Source organism: Streptomyces sp. RK62, from assembly GCF_018070255.1.
Taxonomy (GTDB): domain Bacteria; phylum Actinomycetota; class Actinomycetes; order Streptomycetales; family Streptomycetaceae; genus Streptomyces; species Streptomyces nigra.
On record NZ_JAGPYD010000013.1, the window covers coordinates 243,926 to 259,600 of the forward strand.

17 protein-coding genes are annotated in these 15,675 nt (G+C 74.0%); 11 read left to right on the top strand and 6 right to left on the bottom strand.

Annotated elements, in window-relative coordinates; all coding sequences use genetic code 11:
• The first annotated feature begins 37 nt into the window (after window positions 1-37).
• The 11 genes from hisI (at window position 38) to lgt (ending at window position 8,882) form a co-directional block, all read left to right on the top strand.
• The gene (gene hisI / locus KBY32_RS25650; RefSeq protein WP_055621580.1) at window positions 38-445 is read left to right on the top strand and encodes a phosphoribosyl-AMP cyclohydrolase; all 408 of its coding nucleotides are present in this window, start codon (window positions 38-40) and stop codon (window positions 443-445) included.
• Window positions 446-456: 11 nt separating this feature from the next.
• Window positions 457-1,932, top strand: coding sequence for an anthranilate synthase component I (locus KBY32_RS25655; protein WP_210981792.1), 1,476 nt, complete (start codon window positions 457-459; stop codon window positions 1,930-1,932).
• Window positions 1,933-2,003: 71 nt separating this feature from the next.
• On the top strand, window positions 2,004-2,645 hold the full coding sequence (locus KBY32_RS25660; RefSeq protein WP_210981805.1) for a TIGR02234 family membrane protein: 642 nt from the start codon (window positions 2,004-2,006) through the stop codon (window positions 2,643-2,645).
• A 112-nt stretch (window positions 2,646-2,757) separates the two neighbouring features.
• Complete coding sequence (locus tag KBY32_RS25665; protein ID WP_210981793.1) at window positions 2,758-3,009, top strand: HGxxPAAW family protein; 252 nt, start codon at window positions 2,758-2,760, stop codon at window positions 3,007-3,009.
• A 79-nt stretch (window positions 3,010-3,088) separates the two neighbouring features.
• Window positions 3,089-3,535 (top strand): DUF2752 domain-containing protein, encoded by a 447-nt coding sequence (locus KBY32_RS25670; protein ID WP_108706442.1) that lies wholly within the window; start codon window positions 3,089-3,091, stop codon window positions 3,533-3,535.
• 135 nt (window positions 3,536-3,670) lie between these two features.
• The gene (gene trpC / locus KBY32_RS25675) at window positions 3,671-4,480 is read left to right on the top strand and encodes an indole-3-glycerol phosphate synthase TrpC (RefSeq protein WP_108706441.1); all 810 of its coding nucleotides are present in this window, start codon (window positions 3,671-3,673) and stop codon (window positions 4,478-4,480) included.
• A 20-nt stretch (window positions 4,481-4,500) separates the two neighbouring features.
• Entirely contained in the window at window positions 4,501-4,719 is a 219-nt protein-coding gene (trpM, locus tag KBY32_RS25680) for a tryptophan biosynthesis modulator TrpM (protein WP_079033605.1), read from the top strand.
• Window positions 4,720-4,774: 55 nt separating this feature from the next.
• Window positions 4,775-6,058, top strand: coding sequence for a tryptophan synthase subunit beta (gene trpB / locus KBY32_RS25685; RefSeq protein WP_055621574.1), 1,284 nt, complete (start codon window positions 4,775-4,777; stop codon window positions 6,056-6,058).
• A complete protein-coding gene (gene trpA / locus KBY32_RS25690; RefSeq protein WP_210981794.1) occupies window positions 6,055-6,873 on the top strand; it encodes a tryptophan synthase subunit alpha in 819 nt (272 codons plus the stop codon). The genes trpB and trpA overlap by 4 nt, the downstream gene beginning before the upstream one ends.
• Window positions 6,874-6,993: 120 nt before the next feature.
• Window positions 6,994-7,767, top strand: coding sequence for a thioredoxin domain-containing protein (locus tag KBY32_RS25695; protein ID WP_210981795.1), 774 nt, complete (start codon window positions 6,994-6,996; stop codon window positions 7,765-7,767).
• Window positions 7,768-7,853: 86 nt separating this feature from the next.
• Entirely contained in the window at window positions 7,854-8,882 is a 1,029-nt protein-coding gene (gene lgt, locus KBY32_RS25700; RefSeq protein WP_210981796.1) for a prolipoprotein diacylglyceryl transferase, read from the top strand.
• A gap of 56 nt (window positions 8,883-8,938) precedes the next feature.
• Here the strand turns inward: lgt and KBY32_RS25705 are convergent, their stop codons facing one another.
• From KBY32_RS25705 to KBY32_RS25730, 6 genes are read right to left on the bottom strand one after another with little or no spacing between them, the layout of a single operon-like run.
• Entirely contained in the window at window positions 8,939-9,790 is an 852-nt protein-coding gene (locus KBY32_RS25705; RefSeq protein ID WP_055621570.1) for a CoA ester lyase, read from the bottom strand.
• Complete coding sequence (locus KBY32_RS25710) at window positions 9,787-10,986, bottom strand: CaiB/BaiF CoA-transferase family protein (protein ID WP_055621569.1); 1,200 nt, start codon at window positions 10,984-10,986, stop codon at window positions 9,787-9,789. Before KBY32_RS25710 ends, KBY32_RS25705 begins: the two co-directional genes overlap by 4 nt.
• Window positions 10,983-11,876, bottom strand: coding sequence for a ribokinase (rbsK, locus tag KBY32_RS25715; protein WP_210981797.1), 894 nt, complete (start codon window positions 11,874-11,876; stop codon window positions 10,983-10,985). Before rbsK ends, KBY32_RS25710 begins: the two co-directional genes overlap by 4 nt.
• Entirely contained in the window at window positions 11,873-13,276 is a 1,404-nt protein-coding gene (locus KBY32_RS25720) for an ADP-ribosylglycohydrolase family protein (protein WP_210981798.1), read from the bottom strand. Before KBY32_RS25720 ends, rbsK begins: the two co-directional genes overlap by 4 nt.
• Entirely contained in the window at window positions 13,264-14,439 is a 1,176-nt protein-coding gene (locus KBY32_RS25725; RefSeq protein WP_210981799.1) for an ADP-ribosylglycohydrolase family protein, read from the bottom strand. The genes KBY32_RS25720 and KBY32_RS25725 overlap by 13 nt, the downstream gene beginning before the upstream one ends.
• A gap of 7 nt (window positions 14,440-14,446) precedes the next feature.
• Window positions 14,447-15,604, bottom strand: a complete 1,158-nt coding sequence (locus KBY32_RS25730; protein WP_247690013.1) for an ADP-ribosylglycohydrolase family protein — start codon at window positions 15,602-15,604, stop codon at window positions 14,447-14,449.
• Window positions 15,605-15,675 lie beyond the last annotated feature (71 nt).

Consider the following 15,675-nt stretch of genomic DNA (forward strand, 5'->3'; position numbering starts at 1 on the left):
GGACGCCCGCCCGGACCAGCCCGCCGCGCGCGGCACAATGGCAGGCATGACCACCAGCACGCCCCGCCCGTCCAGTGGGCTGGACCCCGAGATCGCCGCACGCCTCAAGCGCAGCGCCGACGGGCTCCTGCCGGCCATCGCCCAGCAGTACGACACCCGTGAGGTGCTGATGCTCGGCTGGATGGACGACGAGGCGCTGCATCGCACGCTCACCACCGGCCGCTGCACCTACTGGTCGCGCAGCCGGCAGGAGTACTGGGTCAAGGGCGACACCTCCGGCCACGTCCAGTGGGTGAAGTCGGTCGCCCTGGACTGCGACGCCGACACGCTCCTCGTCCAGGTCGACCAGGTCGGCGCCGCCTGCCACACCGGTGACCGCACCTGCTTCGACGCGGACGTCCTCCTCGGCGACGCCGCCACCGGCGCGGCCCCCGCGGATCAGTAGGGTCGGCGGCCATGGACCTCGAGACCTTCCGCAAGCTGGCCACCGACCGGCGCGTCATCCCGGTCACCCGCAAGCTCCTCGCCGACGGCGACACCCCGGTCGCCCTCTACCGGAAGCTGGCCGCCGAGCGCCCCGGCACCTTCCTGCTGGAGTCCGCGGAGAACGGCCGCTCCTGGTCCCGGTACTCCTTCGTGGGCGTGCGCTCCGCCGCCACGCTCACCGAGCGCGACGGCCGGACCCACTGGCTCGGCACCCCGCCGGTCGGCGTCCCCGTCGACGGCGACCCGCTCGCCGCGCTGCGCGCCACCATCGAGGCCCTGCACACCCCGCACGAGGACGGCCTGCCGCCCTTCACCGGCGGCATGGTCGGCTACCTCGGCTACGACATCGTGCGCCGCCTGGAGAAGATCGGCCCCGGCGAGCGCGACGACCTGAGACTGCCCGAGCTGACCATGCTCCTGACCAGCGACCTCGCCGTCATGGACCACTGGGAGGGCTCGGTCCTGCTGATCGCCAACGCGATCAACCACAACGACCTCGACTCCGGCGTCGACGAGGCCTACGCCGACGCCGTCGCCCGCCTCGACGCCATGCAGGCCGACCTCACCCGCCCGGTCGCCCAGCCGCCCGCCGTCCTGCCGCCCTCCGAACTGCCGGGGTACACCGCGCTGTGGGGCGGCGAGGACTTCCAGGCCGCCGTCGAGGACATCAAGGAGCGCATCCGGGCCGGCGAGGCCTTCCAGGTCGTCCCCTCGCAGCGCTTCGAGACGCCGTGCACCGCGAGCGCGCTCGACGTCTACCGGGTGCTCCGGGCGACCAACCCGTCGCCGTACATGTACCTGTTCCGGTTCGACGGGTTCGACGTCGTCGGCTCCTCGCCGGAGGCGCTCGTCAAGGTCGAGGACGGGCGGGCCATGGTCCACCCGATCGCCGGGACCCGCTGGCGGGGGGCCACCCCGCAGGAGGACCAGGCGCTCGCCGAGGACCTGCTCGCCGACCCCAAGGAGCGCGCCGAGCACCTGATGCTCGTCGATCTCGGGCGCAACGACCTCGGACGGGTCTGCGAGCCCGGCTCGGTCGAGGTCGTCGACTTCATGTCCATCGAGCGCTACTCCCACGTCATGCACATCGTCTCGACGGTCACCGGAAAGGTCGCCGAGGGCCGCACCGCCTTCGACGTCCTCACCGCCTGCTTCCCGGCCGGCACCCTCTCCGGCGCCCCCAAGCCCCGCGCGATGCAGATCATCGACGAACTCGAACCGTCCCGGCGCGGCCTGTACGGCGGCTGCGTCGGCTACCTCGACTTCGCCGGCGACTCCGACACCGCCATCGCCATCCGTACGGCCCTGCTGCGCGACGGCACCGCCTATGTGCAGGCCGGCGCGGGCATCGTCGCCGACTCCGACCCGGTCGCCGAGGACACCGAGTGCCGCAACAAGGCGGCCGCCGTCCTGCGCGCCGTCCACACCGCGAACCGGCTGGCCTGAGCGCTCCGGGCGGCCACGTGGTGTCAGTCACCCGAACCCCGGGTCACCGTTCGGGTGGGGTTCGGGTGATAGTGGAGTACGTGACTGCTGTTCCTCACCCCCGTTCCGAAGCCCCGGGCTCCGCCCGCGCGGGCCGTCTGAGTCTCGCCCTCGCCCTGTTGAGCGGGGCGGCCGGCGCGGCCGTGGCCCTGCTCGCCACCCGGCAGCGCTGGTCGGAGGGCACCGCCGCGGTGGCCGGCGGCTCGTTCCCGCTCACCGCCAAGGGCAGCGACGTCACCGGCGTCCCCGCGGCCCTCGCGATAGTCGGGCTCGCCGCGCTGGTCGCCGTCTTCGCCGTCCGCCGGGCCGGGCGCGTCCTGGTCGCCGCGCTGCTCGCGCTGTCCGGCGCCGGCACCGTCGCCGCCGCCCTGCTCGGCGCCTCCGACAGTTCCGCGCTGGACGAGCAGGCCGCCCGCGTGTCCGGCGACACCGCCGCCACCGTCCAGTCCCTCACCCACACCGCCTGGCCGTACGCCGCCGCCGTCGGCGGCGGCCTGATCCTGCTCGCCGGACTCCTGGCCCTGCGCTACGGCAGGGTCTGGCCCGGCATGTCCGGCCGCTACGAGCGCAACGGCGCACCGCGCCCGCGCCGCGCGGCCCGCCCCGCCGACCCCGACCGCCCGGAGGAGATCTGGAAGGCGCTCGACCGGGGCGAGGACCCGACCGGAGCCTGACGTCCGCCCGGCCGCGACCCCCGATGACCGCACGCGCGCGCGTGCGGGACAATGACCGGGAGCGACCGGCTCACCCCACGTACGACACGTACACAGCAACGAGGAGCAAGCAATGGCGGGCAGCAGCCACGGTCACACTTTGGCCGCCTGGACCGGTGTCACGATCGCCTTCATCGGGTTCTGCGTGGCGGGCGCCTTCATGGTGATGGCCCAGCCGGCGGGTTTCTGGGCCGGTATGGGCGTCGTGATCCTCGGCGGCGTCGTCGGCTGGGTCATGAGCGCCATGGGGCTGGGCCAGCCCAAGGACGCCCACGAGCCGCACCTCACCACCGAGGAGCGCCAGGCGGCCGGCGCCAAGGGCTGACCACCGCGCGACGCACCGAGGGGCGACCCGGCACCGACGTACGTGCCCGGGGGCGCCCCTCACGCCTGTGCGGGGCACAATGCTCGACGTGGACACCGACAGCCTCGGGACGCCGGCGCCCGGCGCGGCCGCCCTCGCCCGCCGCCTCGCCGTCCCGGCCGGCCTGCTCGCGGCCGTCGCCGGGGCCTTCGTGTACGTCGGCGCCGTGGACCCCAACGAGCCGGGCCACTACCCGGCCTGCCCCCTCCTGGAGTACACCGGGATCTTCTGCCCGGGCTGCGGCGGACTGCGCAGCGCGCACGCCGTCGTGCACGGCGACCTCGCCGCCGCGCTCCAGGCCAACGTCCTCGCGGTGGCCGGATACGCGCTCTTCGCCGTGCTGTGGACCGTCTGGGTGGTCCGCGCGACACGCGGACGCCCGCTGCGGATCGACCTCGGCCCGGCGCACCTGTGGACGGCCGGCGCTCTGACGCTGGTCTTCACCGTTGTCCGGAACTCGCCGTTCGGTGGCTGGCTGCACCCTTGATCAACCGTGGGACGTCCAGGTACTGGGACCGACGTCAACCGGATGCGAGGGCTCGGCCCGCCTGCGGCTACCATCGCAGTGACCATCGGTTTTGAACCGCTTTCTCAGCCAACCGTCTGGAAGGGGGCCGCTCGCGTGAGTGTGCTCGACGAGATCATCGACGGAGTCCGTGCCGACCTCGCGGAGCGGCAGGCGCGCGTCAGCCTCGACGAGCTCAAGGAGCGCGCGGCGAAGGCCCCCGCGGCCAAGGACGGTGTCGCGGCGCTCCGCGGCGACGGCGTCAAGGTCATCTGCGAGGTCAAGCGCTCCAGCCCGTCCAAGGGCGCGCTGGCCGCGATCGCCGACCCGGCCGGACTCGCCGCCGACTACGAGGCGGGCGGCGCCGCCGTCATCTCCGTCCTCACCGAGCAGCGCCGCTTCGGCGGCTCGCTGGCCGACCTGGAGGCCGTCCGCGCCCGCGTGGACATCCCCGTCCTGCGCAAGGACTTCATCGTCACGTCGTACCAGCTGTGGGAGGCCCGCGCGTACGGCGCCGACCTCGCCCTGCTGATCGTCGCGGCCCTCGACCAGGCCGCCCTGGAGTCCCTCATCGAGCGCGCCGAGTCCATCGGGCTCACCCCGCTCGTCGAGGTCCACGACGAGGACGAGGTCGACCGCGCGGTCGACGCCGGCGCCAAGATCATCGGTGTCAACGCCCGCAACCTCAAGACCCTCGAGGTCGACCGGGGCACCTTCGAGCGCGTCGCGCCCGAGATCCCGGACAGCCTCGTCAAGATCGCCGAGTCCGGCGTCCGCGGCCCGCACGACCTCATCGCGTACGCCAACGCCGGCGCCGACGCGGTCCTGGTCGGCGAGTCCCTCGTCACCGGCAAGGACCCGAAGACCGCGGTCTCCGACCTGGTGGCGGCGGGCGAGCACCCCGCACTGCGGCACGGCCGCGGCTGAGCACCGATAGAATCGGCGCGATGACGCTCACGACGACCACCACGGACCGGTACGCCCGCCTCGCGCGCGGCTGCCGCCCCCGTGGCTGCCGCGCCCCGGCCCGCCGGGTCCACGGCCGTCGCGTGCGCTACGTCATCGGGGACGAACCGGGCCAGGTCAACGGCCGTCGATGGCAGCGCCCCTCAAGGGGCGCGGGGAACTGCGCGACGAGCCACAACGGGCCCGCAGACAACAGATAACCCCGCCCCCACGGCGATCAGTGTCTTTTCCACGCACTCACCGTGAGGTACACGCATGCCCAGCGACTTCTTCATCCCCGACCCCGAAGGCCAAGTGCCCACCGTGGACGGCTACTTCGGAGCCTTCGGTGGCAAGTTCATCCCGGAGGCCCTCGTCGCCGCCGTGGACGAGGTGGCCGTCGAGTACGACAAGGCCAAGCACGACCCCGAGTTCGCCCGTGAGCTCGACGACCTGCTGGTGCACTACACCGGCCGGCCCAGCTCCCTCACCGAGGTGCCCCGGTTCGCCGCCGAGGCCGGGGGCGCCCGGATCTTCCTCAAGCGCGAGGACCTGAACCACACCGGCTCGCACAAGATCAACAACGTGCTCGGCCAGGCCCTGCTCACCAGGCGCATGGGCAAGACCCGGGTGATCGCCGAGACCGGCGCCGGCCAGCACGGTGTCGCGACCGCGACGGCCTGCGCGCTGTTCGGCCTCGACTGCACGATCTACATGGGCGAGATCGACACCCGGCGCCAGGCCCTCAACGTGGCCCGGATGCGCATGCTCGGCGCCGAGGTCATCGCCGTGAAGTCCGGCAGTCGAACCCTCAAGGACGCCATCAACGAGGCGTTCCGCGACTGGGTCGCCAACGTCGACCACACCCACTACCTGTTCGGCACGGTCGCCGGGCCGCATCCGTTCCCCGCCATGGTCCGCGACTTCCACCGGGTCATCGGCGTCGAGGCCCGCCGCCAGATCCTGGAGCGCGCCGGACGCCTGCCCGACGCGGCCATCGCCTGCGTCGGCGGCGGCTCCAACGCCATCGGCCTCTTCCACGCCTTCATCCCGGACGCCGACGTCCGCCTCATCGGGTGCGAACCCGCCGGGCACGGCGTCGAGACCGGCGAGCACGCGGCCACCCTCACCGCGGGCGAGCCCGGCATCCTGCACGGCTCCCGCTCCTACGTCCTCCAGGACGACGAGGGCCAGATCACCGAGCCGTACTCCATCTCCGCCGGACTGGACTACCCGGGCATCGGGCCCGAGCACTCCTACCTCAAGGACAGCGGCCGCGGCGAGTACCGCGCCGTCACCGACGACGCGGCCATGCAGGCGCTGCGCCTGCTGTCGCGCACCGAGGGCATCATCCCGGCGATCGAGAGCGCCCACGCGCTCGCGGGCGCCCTGGAGGTCGGCCGGGAACTCGGCCCGGACGGGCTGATCGTCGTCAACCTCTCCGGCCGCGGCGACAAGGACATGGACACCGCCGCCCGCTACTTCGGGCTGTACGACACCGACGCCGAGGTCGCCGCCAACGAGGCCGACGTCGCGGAGATCGAGGGGGACGCCAAGTGAGCGGGAACATCCAGTTGCTGTCGGACACCCTCGCCGCCGCCAAGGCCGAGGACCGGTCCGCCCTCATCGCCTACCTCCCGGCCGGGTTCCCGACCGTGGACGGCGGCATCGCGGCCATCAAGGCCGTCCTGGAGGGCGGCGCCGACGTCGTCGAGGTCGGCCTGCCGCACAGCGACCCGGTGCTCGACGGCCCGGTCATCCAGACCGCCGACGACATCGCCCTGCGCGGCGGCGTCAAGATCGCCGACGTGCTGCGCACGGTCCGGGAGGCCCACGCGGCCACCGGCAAGCCGATCCTCGTCATGACGTACTGGAACCCCATCGACCGCTACGGCGTCGAGCGGTTCACCGCCGAGCTGGCCGAGGCGGGCGGCGCCGGCTGCATCCTGCCCGACCTGCCCGTCCAGGAGTCCGCGCTGTGGCGGGAGCACGCCGACAAGCACGGGCTGGCGACCGTGTTCGTCGTGGCGCCCAGCAGCAAGGACGAGCGGCTCGCCCAGATCACCGCGGTGGGCAGTGGCTTCGTGTACGCCGCCTCCCTGATGGGCGTGACCGGCACCCGCGCGTCCGTCGGCGCGCAGGCGCACGACCTGGTCCGGCGCACCCGGGCCACCGGTACCGGCCTGCCCGTCTGCGTCGGCCTCGGTGTCTCCAACGCCGAGCAGGCCGCCGAGGTCGCCGGGTTCGCGGACGGCGTGATCGTCGGCTCGGCCTTCGTCAAGCGGATGCTGGACGCGCCGGACGACGCGGCCGGTGTCGAGGCCGTCCGGGAACTCGCCGGGGAGCTGGCGAAGGGCGTGCGCCGGCAGACGTGACCGGATCCCGCGCCGGGCGCGGGACATCGTCGGAAGAAGGGCCTTCCGTACGAGTCGCTCGAACGGGTGGACCTGGGACCGGGGAGGCGCGGTGCGCCTCCCCGGTTCGTTTCTGCGGTTGTGAGCGAAAAGAATCGAGACGCGAAGCGGACCGCCCGGGAGCGGCTGGCGGTCGAGCGGGAGAAGCAGAAGGCGGCCGACCGGCGGCGGCGCACACTGATCGTGGGTGCGAGCGTCGTCTGCGTACTGGGCCTCGCCGCCGTGATCGGGGTCGTCGCCGCCAACGCCGGCAAGGACAGCGGCAATGACGCCGGGCCGGTCGTCGGCCCCTCCGGAGCCCAGGGCAAGGACGGGCTCGCCATCCCGGTCGGCGAGGCGAGCGCCCCCTCGACGCTCACGGTCTGGGAGGACTTCCGCTGCCCGGCCTGCAAGTCCTTCGAGGACGCCTACCGCTCGACGATCCACGGGCTGACCGACTCCGGCAAGCTCAAGGTCGAGTACCACCTGGCGACGATCATCGACGGCAACATGGGCGGCACCGGCTCCCGCAACGCGGCGAACGCCGCGGCCTGCGCCCAGGACGCCGGGAAGTTCGTCGACTACCACGACGTGCTGTACCGCAACCAGCCGCCGGAGATCGACGACGCCTTCGGTGAGAACGGCAAGCTGCTGGAGCTCGCCCGCAAGGTGGAGGGCCTGGACACGCCGGCCTTCCGCACATGCGTCGAGGACGGCACGCACAACGGCTGGGTGGAGAAGTCCAACGACGCCTTCAAGTCGGGCGGCTTCAGCGGCACACCCACCGTCCTGCTGAACGGCAAGAACATCTACCAGGACCAGACGATGACGCCCGCCAAGCTCAAGCAGATGGTGGAGGCGAACGCGAAGGGCTGAGCGCCCGTACGGGCACGGCCTGTTATGGACCCGTAGCCGGGCTGCCCGACATCGGTGCCGCCCGGCAGGGTAGCGTCGACCTTGCCATGGAACTTGCCTACATTCCCAGCCCGTCGCGCGGGGTGATCCACCTCGGTCCCATTCCGCTGCGCGGCTACGCCTTCTGCATCATCATCGGTGTCTTCGTAGCCGTCTGGCTCGGCAACAGGCGCTGGGTCGCCCGGGGCGGGCGGGCCGGCACGGTCGCGGACATCGCGGTCTGGGCCGTCCCGTTCGGCCTGATCGGCGGGCGCCTCTACCACGTGATCACGGACTACGAGCTGTACTTCAGCGAGGGCCGTGACTGGGTGGACGCCTTCAAGATCTGGGAGGGCGGCCTCGGGATCTGGGGCGCCATCGCGCTCGGCGCGGTCGGCGCGTGGATCGGCTGCCGCCGCCGCGGCATCCCGCTGCCCGCGTACGCCGACGCCGTCGCCCCCGGCATCGCCCTGGCGCAGGCCCTCGGCCGCTGGGGCAACTGGTTCAACCAGGAGCTGTACGGCCGCCGCACCGACGTGCCGTGGGCGCTGGAGATCACGTCCTCCACGGACGGGCGGGTCCCGGGCCTCTACCACCCGACGTTCCTGTACGAGTCCCTGTGGTGCATCGGTGTCGCCCTGCTGGTGATCTGGGCCGACCGCCGCTTCAAGATGGGCCACGGCCGGGCGTTCGCGCTGTACGTCGCCGCGTACTGCGCCGGCCGGTTCTGGGTCGAGTACATGCGCGTCGACGACGCCCACCACATCCTCGGCCTGCGGCTGAACAACTGGACCGCGCTGCTGGTCTTCCTGCTCGCCGTGGTCTACATCGTGGTGTCGGCGAAGAAGCGGCCCGGGCGTGAGGCCGTCGTCGAGCCCGGTGCGGCCGACGACGACTCAGGCGCTGCGTCCGCTGACAAGAAGGCGGAGAGCGACGCCGCGACGACCGAGGACGAGAAGACGTCCGAGGCGGACGACGAGGCCAAGCCGGAGTCCGAGGCCAAGCCGGAGTCCGACGCGGCGGATGACGAGGTCAGGTCCGAGGCCGAGGACGCCAAGGAACCGCGCGACGAGGCGGAGTCGGCTCGCAAGGGCTGATCCCCGACGGTCATGTCACGAAGGGCGCCCGGTCCACCGGGCGCCCTTCGTGTGTCTCAGCCGCGGCGGGCCAGGGACAGCGTCCGGCGCGCGGCGGCCACCACCGCCGCGTCCACGAACCGCCCGTCCGGCAGGGCCAGCGCCCCCTGGCCCGTCGCCGCCGCCTTCACGATCGTCTCCGCCTGCTCCACCTCCCGCTCCGAGGGCAGATACGCCCGCTCGATCACGGGCAGCTGCCGGGGATGGATCGCCGCGCGGCCGAGGAAGCCCAGCGCGCGGCCGTGCGCGCAGGACGCCGCCAGACCCTCCAGATCGCGGATGTCCGGGTGGATCGACTGGGCCGGCGGGGGCAGCCCGGCCGCCCGCGCGGCGACGACGACCCGGGAACGGCACCAGTCGAGCCCGGCGTCGCCCCGTACGCCCAGGTCGGCGCGCAGGTCCGCCTCGCCGAGGGAGATGCCGCGCAGGGCGGGATGCGCGGAGGCGATCGCGTGCGCCCGTTCGATGCCGAGGGCCGACTCCAGGAGCGCGTGCAGCCGGGTCGTGCCCGGTGCCGAGGGCGGTGTGGTCTCGGCGAGATGGATGACCTGGTCGGCCGACGTCACCTTCGGCAGCCGCAGCGCGGCCAGACCGGGCAGGGCGGCCAGCGCCGCGAGATCCCGCTGCGCCGGCGGGGTGCCCAGGGCGTTCACCCGGACATGGACGGGCACGGGGTGCTCCGGCGCGGACAGCAGCTCGGCCGTGGCCGCCCGCGCGTAGTCCTTGCGGTCCGGGGCCACCGCGTCCTCCAAGTCGACGATGACGACGTCGGCGCCGGACGCGAGCGCCCCGGCCACCACCCGGGGCCGGTCCCCGGGGGCGTACAGCCAGGTCAGCGGGTACGGGGCGGTCTCCGCCGGGACGGTCACAGCGCGCCCTCCTCCCGCAGGGCCGCGAGGTCGGCGGGGGACAGCCCGAGACCGGTGAGGACCTCGTCGGTGTCCGCGCCGTGCGGCCGGCCCGCCCAGCGGATCGTGCCGGGTGTGGCGGAGAGCCGGAACAGGACGTTCTGCATCCGTAGCGGTCCCAGCTCGGGATCGTCGACGGTGGTGACCGTGTCGAGCGCCGCGTACTGCGGGTCCGTCATCACGTCCCGGATGTCCTGGACCGGGGCCACCGCCGCCTCCGCCTTCTCGAAGGCGGCCAGCACATCGGCGCGGGTGTGCCGGGCGATCCAGTCGCCGACCGCCCGGTCCAGTACGTCGGCGTGGCGTGCCCGGTCCACGCCCGTCGCGAACCACGGCTCGTCGATGAGTTCGGGGCGCCCCACGAGCCGCATCACCCGCTCGGCGATCGACTGGGCGGACGTGGAGACGGCGACCCAGGTGCCGTCGGCCGTGCGGTAGGTGTTGCGCGGGGCGTTGTTGGCGGAGCGGTTGCCGGTGCGCTCCTGGACGTAGCCGAGCTGGTCGTACCAGGTCGGCTGGGGTCCGAGGGCCATCAGCATCGGCTCGATGAGCGCCATGTCGACGACCTGGCCCTCGCCGGTGCGCTCGCGGGCCGCGAGGGCCGTCATCACGGCGTACGCGGTGGCGAGGCCCGCGATCGAGTCGGCCAGCCCGAACGGCGGGAGCGTCGGGGGCGCGTCGGGCTCCCCAGTGAGCGCGGCGAAGCCGCTCATCGCCTCGGCCAGGGTGCCGAAGCCGGGGCGGTGGGAGGAGGGGCCGAACTGCCCGAAGCCGGTGACCCGGGTCAGGACCAGCCGGGGGTTGGCGGCCGACAGCTCGGGCCAGCCCAGGTCCCACTTCTCCAGGGTGCCGGGGCGGAAGTTCTCGATGATCACGTCCGCGGTGGCGGCCAGCCGCAGAAGGGTGGCGCGGCCGCCGGGCCGGGACAGGTTCAGGGTGATCGCGCGCTTGTTGCGGCCGAGGACCTTCCACCACAGCCCCACCCCGTCCTTGGCGGGGCCGTGCCCACGGGACGGGTCGGGCTTCTCGGGGTGCTCGACCTTGATCACCTCCGCGCCGAAGTCGCCGAGCATCGTCGCGGCCAGCGGGCCGGCGAACAAGGTGGCCAGGTCGATCACGCGCAGGCCGGCCAGCGGTGCCGGGGCCGCCGCGCTCATGACGCGTACCGTTCGTCGATCTCGGGCCGGTACGGCATCGACACCGTGGCGCCCTCCCGCTGCACGGACAGCGCGGCCGCGCAGGACGCCCAGGCCAGCGCGTCGGGCATCGGGCGGCCCTCGCCGAGCGCCACCGCGAGGGCGCCGACGAAGGTGTCGCCGGCGCCGGTGGAGTCGACGGCGGTGACCTCCAGGGCCGGGACCGTGAGCGGTTCGGCGCCCCGGGCGGCGTACAGGCTGCCGGACGCGCCCAGGGTGACGACGACCTCGGGGACCAGGTCCAGCAGGACGCCGGCCGCCTCGCGGGGGTCGGTGCGGCCGGTGAGGGTGGTGGCCTCGTGCTCGTTGGGGACGATCAGGTCGATGGCGCCGAGGAGTTCGTCGGGGAGCGGCCGGGCGGGGGAGGGGGTGAGGACCGTACGGACGCCGTGGCGGCGGGCGGCGCGGGCGCCCGCGAGCACGGCGGGCAGCGGGATCTCCAGCTGGAGCAGCAGGGTGTCGGCGTCGGCGATCACGCCCTCGTCACCCGGGCTGAGGTGGTCGAGGGTGGCGTTGGCGCCGGGGATGACGACGATCGCGTTGCCGCCCTCGTCGTCGACGACGATGTGCGCGGTGCCGGAGGGGCCCTCGACGGTGCGCAGATCGTCGGTGTCGACCCCGGAGTGTTCGAGCGCGGAGCGCAGCTGGGCGCCGTAGGCGTCGTTGCCGACGGCGCCGATCATCAGCACGTCGCCGCCCGCGCGGGCCGCGGCCGTCGCCTGGTTGGCGCCCTTGCCGCCGGGGATCGTGCGGAACTCCCGGCCGGTGACGGTCTCGCCGCGCTGCGGGGCCTTCTCTACATAGGTGACGAGGTCCATGTTCGTGCTGCCGAGCACGACGATGTCGGTCATGGGCGGACGGCCTCCAAGGGGGTGAGGTCGGCGGGGGCGTGGGCGAGGTCGTGGGTGAGGCTGGCGAGGGTGTCGAAGCCGGTGCCGTCGAGGCCGCCGACCGAGGTGGCGAGACGGTTCTTCAGCGGGGCCGTCCAGTGGTCGGGCAGGGCGGCGGGGGAGCCGGCGAGGAGGCCTGCGACGCTGCCCGCCGTCGCGCCGTTGGAGTCGGTGTCCCAGCCGCCGGACACGGCACGGCAGATGGAGCCGGTGAAGTCGCCGTCGGCGTGGGTGAGGGCGGCGGCGATCAGGGCCGTGTTGGGGACGGCGTGGACCCAGTGGTGGTCCTCCGCGTGGACGGCGTGCAGCCGGTCGACGACCGTGTCGAAGTCGTCGTGCGTACGCGCCAGCGTCGTCGCGTGCTCGACGGCGTGGGCGAGGCGGGACTCGGGCGGGATCACCGCGAGCCCGGCGCTCAGGCAGTCGTGGACGTCCTGCGGCCCGGTCGCGTGGGCCGCGCGGGCGATGACCGCCGCCGCGAACATCGCCGCGTAGACGCCGTTGGCGGTGTGCGTGAGGGTGGCGTCCCGGTGGGCCTGTTCGGCCGCTGCGCCCGGGTCGCCGGGGTGGGTCCAGCCGTGGACGTCGGCCCGGATGAGGGCGCCGATCCACTCGCGGAACGGGTTGCGGTGGCGGGCCGTGTGCGGGGGTTCGACCCCGAGGAGGAGGTTGCGCAGGGCGACGCGTTCGGCGGTGAACGTACGGCCCGCGGGGAGTTCGTCCAGCCAGAGGCGGGCCACGTCCGCGGTCGTGAAGTCCCGGCCGTACCGCTGGAGCAGCAGCAGGTTGAGCAGCGGGTAGTTGAGGTCGTCGTCCTCGGGCATGCCGTCGATGTTCTCGGCGAGCGAGGTCGTTGCGGAGCGGCGGTTCCAGGGGTGGGCGGCGAGCAGCTCGGGTGGGACGCCCCGGGCCGTGAAGTAGCCGCGCAGGGGCCAGTTGCCGGTCGGCCGGGCGAGCGCGCGGATGGCGTCGAGCGCCAGCTTCTCGACCGGCTTGCCCAGCAGACAGCCGACGGCCCGGCCCAGCCAGGCGGCCTCCAGCCTCGCCGGTGAGGTCCGCGCGGCGGCGGCCGGGGGCGCGGGCCAGTCCGGGCAGAGCGCCTTGATGGCGGCGAGGTCGGTGGGCTCCCGGTCCGCCGTCCGGCTCGGCAGGTCGGCGAGTTCGTCCAGCAGGTCCTCGGCCAGCGTGCGCAGATAGCGGGACGCCGGTTCCGGCGAGGCGCCCGCCCGCGCGGGGGCCGTACGGCCGCCCGCCGCCGCCCAGCGGGCCGCGATCCGCGCCGGCTCCCGGCCGTCCAGGGCGGCCTGGCGCAGCTCATGGCCGATCAGATCCTCGGGCTGCACCCAGGTCACGCGGAGCACGGCCGGCCCTCCAGCGTCTCGAACGCCGCTTCGTGCGCCCGGCGGCGGGCCACGTCACGGGCGTGCACCTCGCGGGCCACCTCGGTCAGGACGCGGGGCGGCTCCCACAGGTCCAGCCGGCTGGCCTCCGCGACCGTCTTCGCCCAGTCCTCCGGGACCGGGGAGCCGAGGGCGCCGGCCACCGCGCCCGCCATCGTCGCGATCGAGTCGCAGTCACGGCCGTAGTTCACCGCGCCCAGCACCGCCCGGCGGAAGTCGCCGGCCGCGATCAGCACCATGGCCAGGGCGATGGGCAGTTCCTCGATCGCGTGCAGCCGGGAGGGGCGGCGGGCGCCGAGGGAGGGCCGGCGATAGTCGGGGCCGACGGTGTCGTACGGGGCGACCGCCTCGCGCAGCGGGACCAGCGCGGACTCGAAGTCGCCGTGGGCAGCAGCCGTTTCGCAGCACTTCTCGATGGCCTCGCGGGTGCCGTCCCGGGCCAGGGACAGACAGGCGCCGACGACCGAGTCGGGGGTCGCGCCGGGGGAGCAGGCCGCCGCCACGGCCGCCGCGAACACACCGGCCGCCTCACGGCCGTACGACGACTGGTGGGCGCCCGCGACGTCCAGCGCCTCGGCGTACGCGGCGCGCGGGTCGGCGGCGTTGACCAGGCCGACGGGGGCCATGTACATCGCGGCACCGCAGTTCACGATGTTGCCGACGCCGGCCTCCCGGGGGTCGACGTGCCCGTAGTGGAGGCGGGCCACGAGCCACTTCTCCGCCAGGAAGATCCGGTGCAGGGGGAGCGCCTCGGCCTCCAGCTCCGGGATCCAGCGCGGATTCGTCATCAGGTCGGGGACCAGGTGGTCGGCGATCGCGTACGCGTCGAGGTGGTCGCGGACGGTCGCGTAGACGCGAATCAGCGCGTGCGTCATCAACGTGTCGTCGGTGACGTGCCCGTCGCCCTTGTGGTACGGCGCGATGGGGCGGGCCGTACGCCAGTCCTCGCCGTTCCAGGGGCCGACGACGCCGTGGACGCGGCCGCCGTGGCGCTCCAGGATCTGGTCCGGGGAGTAGCCCTCCACCGGGCCGCCGAGGGCGTCGCCGACGGCCGCGCCGACCAGGGCGCCGGTGATCCGTTCGTCGAGACGCGGACCACTGCTTTCATCTGCTTTGGGCGTCATGCCGGAATCATCCTCCTGGTCGGTCCGGTTGTGCGGCTTCCAGGAGGTCGGCGAGTTCCACCAGGTCGGTGCCGGTGAGCCGGGGGAGCGCGCAGCCGGAGAGGGTGCGGCAGGTGTCGCGCCAGGCCGCCGGGACGCACCCGGCGCCGCCGAGGGCGCCGGTGAGTGCGCCGGTCAGGGCCGGTGCCGAGTCCGCCACCCGGGACAGGCAGGCGGCGGCGGGGACCGCCTCGGCGATACGGCCGCCCGCGGCGACGGCGAGCGCGAGGGCGACCGGCACGGTCTCGGCGGCGGCGACGCCGTAGCTGTAGACGTGGTCGACGATCTGGTGCTCCAGGAGGGGGACCAGGGCGAAGGCGCCGTCCGCGGCGCGGGCGAGGTCCACGGCGTGGTGGGCGTTGCGGCCGATCTCCGTGCCCTCGGGGAGCTCGGTGAGCGCCGCCGTGACGCAGGTACCGGTGGGCGCGCCGGCGAGGGCCAGGGAGACGGCCGCCGCCATCGCCCGGGCGCCGAGGACGCCGTCGCCGTCCTGGGTGTAACGGGCGTCGAACTCGGCCAGGCCGGCGGCGCGTTCGGGGTCGCCGGGGTGGGCGACGGCCAGGACGCAGGCGCGTACGCAGGCCGCGTCGTCGAAGAAGTGCGGGTTGTCGTGGCCGGTGGCGGGTGGGCGGAGGCCGGTGGCGAGGTTGCCGAGGCCGGCGCGGACGGAGATGCGGGCGCGGAGCGGTAGGACCGCCGACTCGATCTCGGGGGCGCGGTCGGCGGCGGCGGCGATCTCGCCGGCGAGGGCGTTCCAGGTGAGGTCGATCGCTGCCCTGACGCGGCGGTCGCGGCTGAGGTCGCCCAGGGCGGTGTCGTCGCCGGCCCGCAGCAGGGCCTCGGCGGTGAACGCCGCCCACTCGGCGTCGTCGGAGGGGCCCAGGCGGAGGGGTTCGGGGGGCTGGTTGAGGGCGATCGGTACGGGGAGGGTGGTGGTGGCGTTCTGCTCGGCGAACGTTTCGAGTTCGCGGGTCAGACGGCGCGTCCAGTCCGGCATACGGGCGGCGCGGTGTCGGGCGGCGGGCCAGCCGGCGGCGTCGCCTGCGGCCAGGCCCAGGAGGAGTCCTTGGATGCGGTGCGCTGCGCTGGGCTGGGGTGCAGCGGCCTCGGCTTCGCCTTGGGCCAGTACGGCCTCGGCTTCGCCTTCGGTCAGGAGTTTCCCACCCGCACCCGACGACGAAAGTTGCACGGGCGGTG